Below are 13,604 nucleotides of genomic sequence, written 5' to 3'. Positions count from 1 at the left end.
GCCGCAACGGGATTTCCGCTTTGGAATCTTCGTCGGACGTTTCCCTCAGGATGCCAGTTGCCGGATGACGTAATGCAGGATCCCACCATGTCGATAGTACTCCCATTCCTTCGGGGTATCGATGCGTACCCGAGCCTTGAACTCTCTCCGGACACCGTCATCCGCCTCTACGGTCACGGTGACCTCGTTCGGGTCGTCGTCCAGCGAGCCGATGCTGTAGCGCTCATGCCCCGACAGCGACAGGGTCTCGGCGTTCTCGCCGGGAAGGAACTGCAGGGGCAGCACCCCGAATCCGACCAGGTTGGAACGGTGGATGCGCTCGAAACTTTCGGCGATCACTGCGCGAATGCCCAGTAGCCGTGTCCCCTTGGCCGCCCAGTCCCGGGAGGAGCCGGTACCGTATTCCTTGCCGGCCAGGACCACCAGCGGTGTGCCTTTCTCACGGTAGGCCATGGCGGCGTCGTAGATGCTCATTGACTCGCCATCGGGCAGGTGGCGGGTCCAGCCCCCCTCGGTACCCGGCGCCAGACGGTTGCGCAGGCGCACGTTGGCGAAGGTGCCTCGCATCATCACTTCATGATTGCCGCGCCGGGAGCCATAGGAGTTGAATTCCCTGGGTTCGATACCCAGGGCCTGCAGGTATTGCCCAGCCGGGCTCTCCGGGTGAATGCCGCCGGCGGGAGAGATGTGATCGGTGGTGATGGAATCGCCCACCATGACCAGGCAGCGGGCATCCCGGATGGCTTCGGGCGGCTCGGGGTCCAGTGTCATGCCCTCGAAGTAGGGCGGGTTCTTTACGTAGGTGGACTCGGCCCAGTCGTAGCGTTCCGACTCGGTGACAAGGATCTGCCGCCAGTTGGCATCGCCTTCGAAGACGTCGGCGTACTTCTCCCGGAACATGGTCGAGTGGATGCTGGTCCCCATGAGTCGGTGGATCTCGGCCTGACTGGGCCAGATGTCCTTGAGATGGATCGGTTGGCCCTGGTTGTCCGTCCCCAGCGGGTCCTGGTACAGATCCACGGCCATGGTCCCCGCCAGGGCGTAGGCCACCACCAGGGGCGGAGAGGCCAGGTAGTTGGTGCGCACATCGGCATGGATGCGGCCTTCAAAGTTGCGGTTGCCTGAGAGCACCGCCGCCACCATCAGGTCACCCTCGCGGATGGCATTGCCGATGGGTTCGGGCAGCGGGCCGGCGTTGCCGATACAGGTGGTGCAGCCAAAGCCCACCACCGAGAAGCCCAGGGCTTCCAGAGGTTGCAGGAGTCCGGCCTGTTGCAGATAGGCCGGGACCACCTGGGAACCGGGTGCCAGGGAGGTCTTGACCCAGGGTTTGGGCTTGAGGCCCTTTTCCAGGGCCTTCTTCGCCAGCAGGCCGGCGGCCAGCAGCACTGCCGGGTTGGAGGTGTTGGTACAGGAGGTGATGGCGGCGATCACCACGGCGCCGTGCTTGAGCAGGTGTCGCTCGCCGTCCATCTCGTATTCCACCGCGCCCTTTTCATGGCTGTCGTCCACCCCGGGGGCGGCATGGCCGCCTTCATCGGCAAAGCGGGCCTCTTCCCGGTCCGTCGGGGTGGCGTGATGTTCCTTGAGGAATCGGTCGAGGGTGTCGCTGAAGTTGCGGCGGGCCTGATCCAGGGGAATCCGGTCCTGGGGCCGACGCGGTCCCGCCAGGCTGGGCACCACACCGGCCAGATCCAGTGTCAGGATGTCGGAATAGTCGGCCTGCCGGGCGCCGGTGTCGCGCCACAGACCCTGATGACGGGCATAGGCCTCCACCAGGGCGATGCGAGATTCATCCCGGCCCGAGAGGCGCAGGTATTCCAGGGTTTCCCGGTCGATGGGGAAGATGCCGCAGGTGGCGCCGTATTCCGGGGCCATGTTGGCGATGGTGGCCCGATCCGCCAGGGGCAGGTGGTCCAGGCCGTCGCCGAAAAATTCCACGAACTTGCCCACCACGCCGTGCTGTCTGAGCATCTGGGTGACGGTGAGTACCAGGTCGGTGGCGGTAGCGCCTTCCGGTAGCCGGCCGCTGAGTCTGAAGCCGACCACCTGGGGAATGAGCATGGAGATGGGTTGGCCGAGCATGGCGGCCTCGGCCTCGATGCCGCCCACGCCCCAGCCCAGCACGCCCAGGCCATTGACCATGGTGGTGTGGGAGTCAGTGCCCACCAGGGTATCGGGATAGGCGTGGAGGCTGCCGTTGTCGTCACGCACGAAGACGGTCTGGGCCAGGTATTCCAGGTTCACCTGATGGACGATGCCGGTGCCCGGGGGCACCACGCGGAAGTTTTCAAAGGCCTGCTGGCCCCAGCGCAGGAACTGGTAGCGTTCCTTGTTGCGGTGGTATTCCAGTTTGATGTTCAGGTCCAGGGCGTTTTTTTGGCCGAAGTGATCCACCATCACCGAGTGGTCGATCACCAGGTCCACCGGGGCCAGGGGATTGATCCGTTTCGGATCCTTGCCCAGGGCGTGCATGGCATCACGCATGGCGGCCAGGTCGACCACGGCGGGGACGCCGGTGAAGTCCTGCAGTACCACCCTGGCCGGGGTGAAACCGATTTCCGCGCTGGGTTCGGCCTTGGGGTCCCAGTCCAGCAGGGCCTGGATGTGTGCCCGGGTGATGTTGTGCCCGTCCTCGCAGCGCAGGAGGTTTTCCAGCAGGATCTTGAGGGAGAAGGGCAGGCGGTCCAGATCGTGGGTTTTCCGGAGCGGGGCGAGGCTGTGGATGTGATAGGTCCGGCCCTGAACGTCCAGGGTGTCCTCGGTGTTGAAACTGTTGCTCATCAGTGTCTCCGCGAAAGACCCCGGATTCAGCACCGGGGAAAGATGGCGGTAAAGCCGTCACTCCCGAAAAATCGGGAGTCCAGGGTTTCCGAGTTCTCCCGAATGGATTCCCGCTTGCGCGGGAATGACGGAGTTTGGCATGTCTGCGGGAATGACGGGGCTTGGCATTGTTGAGAGTCGTCAGTTCTGCGAAAGTCACCAGGTGAGTATGGCACACCCTCGCATCAGGCATTTCTGGTCTGTCACCCTTCAGGTGGTTTAGAATGCTGCCGCGCAATAACCCTGTCTGTCAAAATAACAGATTGATCATAAGGGATATTTCATCCCTCCCCGGGCAACCGGGGCGTTAAAGAGGATCACACACGTGCTTGAAGCCTATCGCCAACATGTCCAGGAACGTGCCGCGGAAGGGGTGGTGCCCAAACCCCTGGATGCGGAGATGACCGCCCAGCTGGTGGAACTGCTGAAGAACCCGCCCGCCGGCGAGGAAGCCTTCCTGCTGGACCTCATCACCCATCGCGTGCCCCCGGGCGTGGACGAGGCGGCCTATGTGAAGGCCGGCTTCCTGTCCGCCGTGGCCAAGGGCGAGGCCAGCTCCCCCCTGATCGATCGCACCCGCGCCGTGGAACTGCTGGGCACCATGCAGGGCGGTTACAACATCTCCACCCTGGTGGAACTGCTGGATGACGCCGAACTGGCCCCTGTCGCCGCCAAGGAACTCAAGCACACCCTGCTCATGTTCGATGCCTTCCACGACGTGGAAGAGCGTGCCAAGGCCGGTAACAGCCACGCTCAGGCCGTGATGCAGTCCTGGGCCGATGCCGAGTGGTTCCTGAGCCGCCCCGCTGTGCCCCAGAAGATGACCGTGACCCTCTTTAAGGTCCCGGGCGAGACCAACACCGACGACCTGTCCCCGGCCCCGGATGCCTGGAGCCGTCCGGACATCCCCCTTCACGCCAAGGCCATGTACAAGATGCCCCGTGAAGGCATCACCAACGCCCAGGCCCAGATCGAGGCACTCAAGCAGAAGGGTCACCCGGTCGCCCTGGTGGGTGACGTGATGGGCACCGGCTCTTCTCGCAAGTCCGCCACCAATTCGGTGCTGTGGTACATCGGCGATGACATCCCCTACGTACCCAACAAGCGCTTCGGTGGCGTCTGTCTGGGCGGCAAGATCGCCCCCATCTTCTTCAACACCATGGAAGATGCCGGCGCCCTGCCTATCGAACTGGATGTGACCCATCTGAACATGGGGGACGTGGTGGACATCTATCCCCACGACGGCAAGGTCTGCCGCCACGGCAGCGACGAGGTGATCACCACCTTCGAACTGCGCTCCCCGGTGATGCTGGACGAGGTCCGCGCCGGTGGCCGCATTCCCCTGATCATCGGTCGCGGCCTGACCGACCGTGCTCGCCAGGCCTTGAACCTGCCGGCCTCCGATGTGTTCAAGCGGCCCCAAGCCCCGGTGGACAGCGGCAAGGGGTTCACCCTGGCCCAGAAGATGGTGGGCAAGGCCTGCGGCGTGGCCGGCATTCGCCCCGGCACCTACTGCGAGCCCCGCATGACCACCGTGGGTTCCCAGGACACCACCGGCCCCATGACCCGGGACGAGCTCAAGGATTTGGCCTGCCTGGGCTTCCAGGCCGATCTGGTGATGCAGTCCTTCTGCCACACCGCCGCCTATCCCAAGCCGGTGGACGTGCAGACCCATCACACCCTGCCGGACTTCATCATGAACCGGGGCGGTGTCTCCCTGCGTCCGGGCGACGGCATCATCCACTCCTGGCTGAACCGCATGCTGCTGCCCGATACCGTGGGTACCGGCGGTGACTCCCACACCCGTTTCCCCATCGGCATCTCCTTCCCGGCCGGCTCCGGTCTGGTGGCCTTTGCCGCCGCCACCGGTGTGATGCCCCTGGATATGCCCGAGTCGGTCCTGGTGCGTTTCAAGGGTGAGCGTCAGCCCGGTATCACCCTGCGCGACCTGGTCCACGCCATTCCCCATGCGGCCATCCAGCAGGGTCTGCTGACGGTGGAGAAGAAGGGCAAGAAGAACATCTTCTCCGGCCGCATTCTGGAGATCGAGGGGCTGGACGACCTGACGGTGGAGCAGGCGTTCGAACTGTCCGACGCCTCCGCCGAGCGTTCCGCCGGCGGCTGCACCATCGCCCTGTCCGAAGCGCGGGTGGCCGAATACCTGCGCTCCAACATCACCATGCTGCGCTGGATGATCGCCAACGGTTACGGCGATGCCCGGACCCTGGAGCGTCGCGCCAAGGCCATGGAAGAGTGGCTGGCCAACCCCAGCCTGATGCGGGCCGACGCGGACGCCGAGTATGCGGCGGTGATCGAGATCGATCTGAACCAGATCAAGGAGCCCATCCTCTGTGCCCCGAATGATCCTGACGACGCCCGTCTGCTGTCGGAAGTGGCCGGTGGCAAGATCGACGAGGTGTTCATCGGTTCCTGCATGACCAACATCGGTCACTTCCGCGCCGCCGGCAAGCTGCTGGAGAAATTCCAGGGCCAGATGCCCACCCGTCTGTGGCTGTCTCCGCCCACCCGCATGGATCAGCGTCAGCTGACGGAAGAGGGCTACTACGGCATCTATGGTCGGGCCGGCGCCCGTACCGAGATGCCCGGTTGCTCCCTGTGCATGGGCAATCAGGCCCGGGTGGCCCCCGGTGCCAAGGTGGTGTCCACCTCCACCCGCAACTTCCCCAACCGTCTGGGGGATGGGGCCGATGTCTACCTGGCCTCCGCGGAACTGGCGGCGGTGGCCGCCGTGCTGGGACGCCTGCCCACGGTGGAGGAGTACATGGAGCAGGCCGCCGGCCTGAACACCATGGCCGCCGAGGTCTACCGTTACCTCAACTTCGATCAGTTGCCGGAGTATGAGGAAGCGGCCCGGAAGGTGATTCCGGTGGTGGCGGCGTAACCCTCAACCCCTCACCCCAACCCCTCTCCCGCAAGGGGAGAGGGGCTTTTTAGGAACGATCAGATCAGGAGGCCTCCGCGGTCTCCTCAAGCATGAAACGCGCTTCCGCCAGCATGGCGTTGCGCCCGAAAATCAACTTCCATCTCGATCCCCCCGCCTGACGCCACAGGACCGCCCCGCGGATGCCCGCCAGGAGCAGGGCGCGGATGCGCGCCGCATTGTGCGGATTGCCCAGGTGGTTCTGTTCTCCCTGCACGATGATGCGTGGGCCCAGTTCGCTGATGGTGTTCTGATAGGTCTGGCCCAGACGGGACATGATGTTCTCGTGCAGGATGCCGAAGGACTCGCTCTGGTGAGCCGCCACCTCGATCCCGTCCCGCAGGGTCCGGATCATGTCCGGCTGCTTCATCAGCTTGCGCTCCAGATAGAGCATGTTGATCACATAGCGGGAGATCTCGCCGTCCACCTGGGGGGAATTGGCCTGAACCTGTTCCACCAACGTGCGCAGCCCCCGGCGCAGATTGACCGCGCCACCGTAGACCTCATCAAGGGTCCCTGCCTCGAAGGCAAACAGGCTGCGGATCATGGTTTCCAGTTGCGCGGCATCGCACTGGCCACGCCAGGCCACGTCCTTGACCAGTCCGGCGGATTGGAACATGGCGGCCAGGGCCAGGGCTCGGTTGCGGTGTGAAGCTTCCACGGGTCGTTTTCCGTCTATAGGGCTTGGGTGGTGGAGTCGGGGGCTAACTATAACCCGATTGGCGGTATCCGGGCGTCCGTGTCCTTGCGGGCGATGATGCCGCCTCCCAGGCACTCCGCCCCGTGGTAGAACACCACCGACTGCCCCGGTGCCACCGCCCGCTGCCGGTGTTGGAAGCGCACGTGAAGGGCGCCGGGTTCATCCGGCATCGGTTCCACCCGGCAATCCTGATGGGCCTGCCGGTAGCGGATCTTGGCCTGGCAGTGCAGGGGCATTTCCGGGGCCTTGCCCGCGATCCAGTTCACCTCGGTGGCCACCAGGCCGCCGGCATGCAGGGCAGGGTGGTCATGGCCCTGGGCCACGATCAGGCGGTTGCGGGCCATGTCCTTGTCCACCACATACCAGGGGTTTTCCGCCGCGCCATGGACTCCGCCGATGCCCAGGCCCTGGCGTTGGCCGGGGGTGTAGTACATCAGTCCCTGATGTTCGCCCAGTGCCTGTCCGTCGGTGCTGACGATGGGGCCGGGTTGGGCCGGGAGGTAGCGCATGAGAAAGTCCCGGAAACGCCGTTCTCCGATGAAACAGATGCCGGTGCTGTCCTTCTTGGCGTGGTTCTCGAATCCTGCCCGGGCGGCAATCTCCCGGACCCTGGTCTTTTCCAGTTCGCCCAGGGGGAAGAGGGTGCGGGACAGGGCCGGCTGACCCAGGGCATGGAGGAAGTAGGACTGGTCCTTGCCGGCATCCAGCCCCTGCAGCAGCCGGAAGCGCCCGTCCAGTGCATCCACCCGGGCGTAATGACCCGTGGCGATGAGGTCGGCTCCCTTGTCCATGGCATAGTCCAGGAAGGCGCGGAACTTGATTTCCCGGTTGCACAGGATGTCCGGGTTGGGGGTGCGGCCCAGGCGGTATTCCTGCAGGAAGTGGGCGAACACCCGGTCCCAGTATTCCTTGGCGAAGTTGACCTTGTGCAGGGGGATTTCCAGTTCGGCGCACACGGATTTGGCATCCGCCAGGTCGGTGGCGGCGGAACAGTAGCCGGGTTCGTCGTCGTCTTCCCAGTTCTTCATGAACAGGCCTTCCACCCGGTAGCCCTGTTCCATCAGCAGGAGGGCGGAAACGGAGGAGTCCACACCGCCGGACATGCCGACGATGACGCGTTTGGCGCGGGGGAGATTCATGACGGCATGTCCACCAGCAGGTCGAGGGGATAACGTCGACCGGCCAGATAATCATCGATGCAGCGCAGCACCAGCGGGGTGCGCAGGCTGTCTGGATGGGCCGCCAGGTGTTCGCGGTCGATCCAGTGGGTGTCCAGGATGTCCGGATCCCGAACCTGGCCGGGCACCGGTTCCGAGACGTCACCGGTGACGGCCACGCGGATGAACGTCAGCCCCGTGGGTGCATGTTTCCAGCGGTAGACGCCCACCAGGGCCTGGGGGGTAAGGCGGCAGCCGGTTTCCTCCAGGGTCTCCCGGACAGCGGCGGCGATCAGGTCCTCGTCTTCCTCCAGGTGTCCGGCGGGCTGGTTGTAGACGCTGCGGCCCTGTTCCCGTTCTTCCACCAGCAGGAATCGGCCGTCCCGTTCGACGACGGCGGCGACGGTGACGCGTGGGGTCCATACCATGTTCAAAGGGTTCCTCGGTGATGATAATGCCAAACTCCGTCATTCCCGCGAATGCGGGAATCCAGGCAGGGGGACTCTGACCGCAACAGTGTACATGATGGAGCAGGGTGGACGGGGCAGCCATCCGCCGGTCCGACTCCCGCTCTGTGGCACATCCCGAGGCCGTGTATAATCCCACCAAAATCCTTTACAACAACTTCAATACCACAAGGGAGTGCCCATGGCATACCAACATATCAAAGTCCCCGCAGAAGGCGTCAAGATCACCGCCAATGAAGACTTCTCCCTGAATGTCCCCAACCATCCGATCATCCCCTTCATCGAGGGCGACGGCATCGGCGTGGACATCACCCCGGTCATGCAACGGGTGGTGGACGCGGCGGTGGAAAAGGCCTACGGCGGTGAACGCAAGATTGCCTGGATGGAGGTCTTTGCGGGCGAGAAGGCCACCCGGGTCTACGGCGGCGACAACTGGCTGCCCCGGGAGACCATGGAGGCCGTGCGCGACTTCGTGGTGTCCATCAAGGGTCCCCTCACCACTCCCGTCGGCGGTGGCATCCGTTCCCTGAACGTGGCCCTGCGTCAGGAGATGGACCTGTACGTCTGTCAGCGTCCGGTACGCTACTACAACGGCACCCCCAGCCCCCTGAAGAACCCGGAGAAGACCGACATGGTGATCTTCCGGGAAAACTCCGAAGACATCTATGCCGGTATCGAATGGGCCGCGGGCAGCCCCGAGGCGAAAAAGATGGTGGATTTTCTGGTCAACACCATGGGTGTCACCAAGATCCGCTTCCCGGAAACCAGCGGTATCGGCGTCAAGCCCGTGTCCGAGGACGGCACCAAGCGTCTGGTCCGCAAGGCCATCCAGTATGCCATCGAGAACGACCGTAGCTCCGTGACCCTGGTGCACAAGGGCAACATCATGAAGTTCACCGAAGGGGCCTTCAAGAACTGGGGCTATGAGCTGGCGATGCAGGAATTCGGTGCCACCGAGATCGACGGCGGCCCCTGGTGCCGTCTGACCAATCCCAGGAACGGCAAGGAAATCATCATCAAGGACGTCATCGCCGACAACTTCCTGCAGCAGATCCTGCTGCGACCGGAAGACTACAGCGTGATCGCCACCATGAACCTCAACGGCGACTACATCTCCGACGCCCTGGCGGCCCAGGTGGGCGGCATCGGCATTGCCCCGGGGGCCAATCTGTCCGACACCGTGGCCATGTTCGAGGCCACCCACGGAACCGCGCCCAAGTATGCGGGTCTGGATAAGGTGAACCCCGGCTCCCTGGTCCTGTCCGCCGAGATGATGCTGCGTCATCTGGGCTGGGTGGAAGCCGCGGACCTCATCGTCAAGGGCCTCTCCGGCGCCATCAGCTCCGGCCGTGTGACCTACGACTTCGCCCGTGCCATCGACAGCGCCACCGAGCTTTCCTGCTCGGAGTTTGGCGAGAACATCGTGGCGCACATGTAATTCGCCGGGAACTGAATCGACCATTGATTGATCCGACATTATGGGAGACGAACACAAGCATCAATCCGACCACGGGCTGGTCGTCGAGCCGGCGAAACCCCGGCTCAAGCAGCCGCCTCAGTACAAGGTGGTACTGCTCAACGACGACTACACTCCAATGGAGTTCGTGGTGCAGGTCCTGGAGGTCTTCTTCGCGATGGATCGCGAGAAGGCCACCCGGGTCATGCTCCACGTGCACACTCGCGGCAAAGGAGTGTGCGGCATCTATACTCGGGATATCGCCGAAACCAAGGTGGCTCAGGTCAACGACTATTCACGGGAACACCAGCATCCATTGCTCTGCGCGATGGAAGAGGCCTAGCGGGTACGCGACCATGCTGAACAAAGAACTCGAGTTTTCACTGAATATGGCCTTCAAGGCCGCGCGCGAGAAACGTCACGAGTTCATGACGGTGGAGCATCTGTTGCTCGCCCTCACGGACAACCCGACGGCCGCCACGGTGCTGAGGGCCTGTGGGGTCAACATCGAATCCCTGCGCAAGGAGCTCGAGGAATTCGTGGATGCCAATACCCCCAGGCTGCCCATGAAGGATCCGCGGGATACCCAGCCCACATTGGGCTTTCAGCGGGTGCTGCAGCGGGCGGTGTTCCATGTGCAATCATCCGGCCGCAAGGAGGTCACCGGCGCCAATGTGCTGGTGGCTATTTTCGGCGAGCAGGAGTCCCACGCGGTCTACCTGCTCGGCCAGCATGATCTGGCCCGGCTGGACGTGGTGAACTATATCTCCCACGGGATTTCCAAGGTCTCGGACGAGCAGCAGGAGGACGAAAGTGCCTCCGGTGTCGCCGGCGAGGCCCAGGACGCGGACGAGGCCGCCCGCAAGAATCCCCTGGAGAGTTTCGCCACCAATCTCAACGAACAGGCGCGCAAGGGCAAGATCGATCCCTTGATCGGGCGCGCCCATGAACTGGAGCGCACGGTGCAGATCCTGTGCCGTCGCCGCAAGAACAATCCCCTGTACGTGGGGGAGGCGGGGGTGGGCAAGACCGCCATCGCCGAGGGCCTGGCCAAGAAGATCGTGGATGGCGAGGTCCCCGAGGTGCTGCAGGATGCGGTGATCTATTCCCTGGATCTTGGGGCCCTGGTGGCCGGCACCAAGTATCGGGGGGACTTCGAAAAGCGTCTCAAGGGGGTGTTGTCCCAGTTGCGACGGCAGAAGGGGGCGGTGCTCTTCATCGACGAGATCCATACCATCATCGGCGCCGGCGCCGCTTCCGGCGGGGTCATGGATGCTTCCAACCTGATCAAGCCCATGCTGGCCTCCGGGGAGCTCAAGTGCATCGGCTCCACCACCTATCAGGAATACCGGGGCATTTTCGAGAAGGACCGGGCCCTGGCCCGTCGATTCCAGAAGATCGATGTCAACGAACCCACGGTGGACGAGACCTACGAAATTCTCAAGGGGCTCAAGTCCCGCTTCGAGTCTCACCACGACGTGCGCTATACCACCAAGGCCCTGCGGGCGGCGGCGGAACTCTCCAGCCGCTACATCACCGACCGTCATCTGCCGGACAAGGCCATCGACGTGATTGACGAGGCGGGCGCCAACCGGCGCCTGCTGCCGGCCAGTCAGCGCAAGAAGACCATCTCGGTGCAGGATGTGGAGAACATCGTCGCCAAGATCGCCCGCATCCCGCCCAAGAGCGTGTCCGCTTCCGACATGGAGACCCTCAAGAACCTGGAACGTAACCTCAAGATGGTGGTGTTCGGCCAGGACGAGCCCATCGAGACCCTGGCGGCCGCCATCAAGATGGCCCGCTCGGGCCTGGGGGATCGGGACAAGCCCATCGGTTCCTTCCTGTTCGCCGGCCCCACCGGGGTGGGCAAGACGGAAGTCACCCGCCAGTTGTCCCAGATCCTGGGGATCGAGCTGGTCCGCTTTGACATGTCCGAGTATATGGAGCGGCATACGGTGTCCCGTCTGATCGGAGCGCCGCCCGGCTATGTGGGCTACGACGAAGGCGGCCTACTGACCGGGGCTATCCTCAAGCAACCCCATGCGGTGCTGCTGCTGGATGAGGTGGAGAAGGCCCATCCGGACGTGTTCAACCTGCTGCTGCAGGTGATGGACCATGGCACCCTGACGGATACCAACGGCCGCAAGGTGGATTTCCGCAACGTGATCCTGGTGATGACCAGCAACGTGGGTGCCGAGGTGTCCAGTCGGCCGTCCATGGGCTTCACCCAGCAGGACCATTCCAGCGATGCCATGGAGGTGCTCAAGCGTACCTTCACGCCGGAGTTCCGCAACCGTCTGGATGCCATCATCCAGTTCAAGCCGCTTGACCCGGTGACCATTGCCAGCGTGGTGGACAAGTTCCTGACCCAGCTTCAGGCCCAGCTGGACGAGAAGAAGGTGGCCCTGGCGGTGGACGACGAGGCCCGTGCCTGGCTGGCCGAACACGGTTACGATCCGAAGATGGGTGCCCGGCCCATGGGTCGGGTGATCCAGGACCGGATCAAGAAACCCCTGGCGGAGGAGATCCTGTTCGGCCGTCTGGCCGGTGGCGGCGAGGTCCATGTGTGCGTCAGGGACGCAGAACTGCACCTGGATTTTGTCGAGGAAGCCGTGCACTGACTCGCACCGATGATCCCGTTGTGTCCCGCGCGAGGGCGGCAACGGGAAAAAGGCCGCATTCCCCAAGGGAGTGCGGCCTTTCCTGCTTTTGAGGTCGGGAACCGGTCCGGTCTTACTTGTTGCGGTAGACGATCCGGCCCTTGGTCAGATCGTAGGGGGTCATCTGTACCGTGACCCGGTCGCCGCGCAGGATGCGGATGTAGTGCTTGCGCATCCGACCGGATATGTGAGCGGTGACCACGTGGCCATTGTCCAGTTCGACGCGAAACATGGTGTTGGGCAGGTTGTCCAGCACCGTGCCTTCCATCTCAATGTGATCTTCTTTCGGCATACGCCTGTATCGGGGTTTGAGCAGCGAAGGCGTAATTATCAACAACCGGGCGCATAAAACAAGCACCGGAAGGGGGATTCTTTGCCGAAATTTGCAGATGATTGCCCCAAGGTATCGGCTTTGCCTAAACTAGCCGCCCTAACCCTGACGCTTTCAAGGAATTTGCGCCAATGAAACTCGCATGTGTGTTTCCAGGCCAAGGCTCCCAGTCGCTGGGCATGCTCGCCGCCCTGGCGGAGGCCTTCCCCCAGGTCCGCGAGACCTTTCAGGAGGCTTCGGACGTCCTCGGACTGGACCTGTGGGCCCTGACCCAGGAAGGCCCGGCCGACGATCTGAACCGGACCGAGAATACCCAGCCGGCCATGCTGGCGGCCGGTGTGGCCGTGTGGCGGGCATGGACGGCCCAGGGCGGCAGCGAGCCGGTGGTCATGGCGGGGCACAGTCTGGGTGAATACACCGCCCTGGTCTGTGCCGATGCCCTGGACTTCGACGCCGCCGTGCGTCTGGTGGCCGAGCGCGGGCGTCTGATGCAAAACGCGGTACCGGCGGGCGAGGGCGCCATGGCGGCGATCCTCGGGCTGGACGACGAACAGGTCAGGACCGTCTGTCGCGAGGCGGCCGCCGCCGGGGTGGTGGAGGCCGTCAACTACAACGCCCCGGGGCAGGTGGTCATCGCCGGTGAGACGGCGGCCGTGGAGCGGGCCATCGCCCTGGCCGGAGAAGCCGGCGCCAAGCGCAGCGTGAAACTGCCGGTGAGCGTGCCTTCCCACTGCTCCCTGCTCAAGAGCGCGGCCAGCAACATGCATGTGCGTCTGGAATCCGTGCGCGTGGGCACCCCCGCCATCCGTGTGATCCATAATGTGGATGTGACCTCCCATGCCGAGCCGGACGTGATCCGGGCGGCCCTGGCGGCCCAGATCCATCGACCGGTGCGCTGGGTGGAGACCGTGCAGGCCATGGCCGCGGACGGTGTCACCACCGTGCTGGAGTTGGGCCCCGGCAAGGTGCTCACCGGCCTGAACAAGCGTATTGACAAGTCACTGACCGTGGCCTGCGTGCAGGACCCGGACAGCCTGGCTCAGGCACTGGCCCTGGGTACATCCTGATC

Annotated in this window: 10 protein-coding genes; 5 read left to right on the top strand and 5 right to left on the bottom strand. The window is 63.9% G+C overall.

The features are described from left to right. Nucleotides 1-45: 45 nt before the first annotated feature. Nucleotides 46-2,784, bottom strand: a complete 2,739-nt coding sequence (gene acnA / locus LQD11_RS07670; protein ID WP_238617012.1) for an aconitate hydratase AcnA — start codon at nucleotides 2,782-2,784, stop codon at nucleotides 46-48. A gap of 364 nt (nucleotides 2,785-3,148) precedes the next feature. Between acnA and acnB the strand changes: the two genes are divergently transcribed. Continuing rightward, a complete protein-coding gene (gene acnB / locus LQD11_RS07665) occupies nucleotides 3,149-5,725 on the top strand; it encodes a bifunctional aconitate hydratase 2/2-methylisocitrate dehydratase (protein WP_238617011.1) in 2,577 nt (858 codons plus the stop codon). Between the two features lie 64 nt (nucleotides 5,726-5,789). Here acnB and hflD read toward each other — a convergent pair whose 3' ends face one another. From hflD to LQD11_RS07650, 3 genes are read right to left on the bottom strand one after another with little or no spacing between them, the layout of a single operon-like run. Continuing rightward, nucleotides 5,790-6,425: a high frequency lysogenization protein HflD gene (gene hflD, locus LQD11_RS07660; RefSeq protein WP_238617010.1), complete on the bottom strand. Its 636-nt coding sequence runs from the start codon at nucleotides 6,423-6,425 to the stop codon at nucleotides 5,790-5,792. Nucleotides 6,426-6,472: 47 nt separating this feature from the next. Next, nucleotides 6,473-7,603: a tRNA 2-thiouridine(34) synthase MnmA gene (gene mnmA / locus LQD11_RS07655; protein WP_238617009.1), complete on the bottom strand. Its 1,131-nt coding sequence runs from the start codon at nucleotides 7,601-7,603 to the stop codon at nucleotides 6,473-6,475. Next, nucleotides 7,600-8,049, bottom strand: a complete 450-nt coding sequence (locus tag LQD11_RS07650) for an NUDIX hydrolase (RefSeq protein WP_008931234.1) — start codon at nucleotides 8,047-8,049, stop codon at nucleotides 7,600-7,602. The genes mnmA and LQD11_RS07650 overlap by 4 nt, the downstream gene beginning before the upstream one ends. A gap of 220 nt (nucleotides 8,050-8,269) precedes the next feature. On the opposite strand from LQD11_RS07650, the gene icd reads away from it, so the two are divergent. From icd to clpA, 3 genes are read left to right on the top strand one after another with little or no spacing between them, the layout of a single operon-like run. Continuing rightward, on the top strand, nucleotides 8,270-9,526 hold the full coding sequence (icd, locus tag LQD11_RS07645; protein WP_008931235.1) for an NADP-dependent isocitrate dehydrogenase: 1,257 nt from the start codon (nucleotides 8,270-8,272) through the stop codon (nucleotides 9,524-9,526). A 40-nt stretch (nucleotides 9,527-9,566) separates the two neighbouring features. Continuing rightward, nucleotides 9,567-9,887, top strand: coding sequence for an ATP-dependent Clp protease adapter ClpS (gene clpS, locus LQD11_RS07640; RefSeq protein WP_008931236.1), 321 nt, complete (start codon nucleotides 9,567-9,569; stop codon nucleotides 9,885-9,887). 13 nt (nucleotides 9,888-9,900) lie between these two features. Next, nucleotides 9,901-12,165 (top strand): ATP-dependent Clp protease ATP-binding subunit ClpA, encoded by a 2,265-nt coding sequence (clpA, locus tag LQD11_RS07635; protein WP_238617008.1) that lies wholly within the window; start codon nucleotides 9,901-9,903, stop codon nucleotides 12,163-12,165. Between the two features lie 112 nt (nucleotides 12,166-12,277). On the opposite strand, the gene infA is transcribed toward clpA, so the two are convergent. Beyond that, nucleotides 12,278-12,496 carry a translation initiation factor IF-1 gene (gene infA / locus LQD11_RS07630; RefSeq protein WP_008931238.1) on the bottom strand — a complete coding sequence of 73 codons (219 nt, stop codon included), beginning with the start codon at nucleotides 12,494-12,496 and terminating at the stop codon, nucleotides 12,278-12,280. A gap of 170 nt (nucleotides 12,497-12,666) precedes the next feature. On the opposite strand from infA, the gene fabD reads away from it, so the two are divergent. After that, nucleotides 12,667-13,602, top strand: coding sequence for an ACP S-malonyltransferase (fabD, locus tag LQD11_RS07625; RefSeq protein ID WP_238617007.1), 936 nt, complete (start codon nucleotides 12,667-12,669; stop codon nucleotides 13,600-13,602). Nucleotides 13,603-13,604: the final 2 nt, after the last annotated feature.

Origin of the sequence: Ectothiorhodospira shaposhnikovii (genome assembly GCF_022227765.1) — a bacterium.
Classification (GTDB): domain Bacteria; phylum Pseudomonadota; class Gammaproteobacteria; order Ectothiorhodospirales; family Ectothiorhodospiraceae; genus Ectothiorhodospira.
The sequence above is the reverse complement of the archived record's forward strand: the minus strand, read 5'-3'. Positions and strand labels throughout refer to the sequence as shown.

Bases quoted from the DNA above. Each gene is read 5' to 3' on its own strand.
- clpA (WP_238617008.1), top strand. From the start codon at position 9,901: ATGCTGAACAAAGAACTCGAGTTTTCACTGAATATGGCCTTCAAGGCC.
- LQD11_RS07650 (WP_008931234.1), bottom strand. From the start codon at position 8,049: ATGGTATGGACCCCACGCGTCACCGTCGCCGCCGTCGTCGAACGGGAC.
- mnmA (WP_238617009.1), bottom strand. From the start codon at position 7,603: ATGAATCTCCCCCGCGCCAAACGCGTCATCGTCGGCATGTCCGGCGGT.
- clpS (WP_008931236.1), top strand. From the start codon at position 9,567: ATGGGAGACGAACACAAGCATCAATCCGACCACGGGCTGGTCGTCGAG.
- acnA (WP_238617012.1), bottom strand. From the start codon at position 2,784: ATGAGCAACAGTTTCAACACCGAGGACACCCTGGACGTTCAGGGCCGG.
- infA (WP_008931238.1), bottom strand. From the start codon at position 12,496: ATGCCGAAAGAAGATCACATTGAGATGGAAGGCACGGTGCTGGACAAC.
- fabD (WP_238617007.1), top strand. From the start codon at position 12,667: ATGAAACTCGCATGTGTGTTTCCAGGCCAAGGCTCCCAGTCGCTGGGC.
- icd (WP_008931235.1), top strand. From the start codon at position 8,270: ATGGCATACCAACATATCAAAGTCCCCGCAGAAGGCGTCAAGATCACC.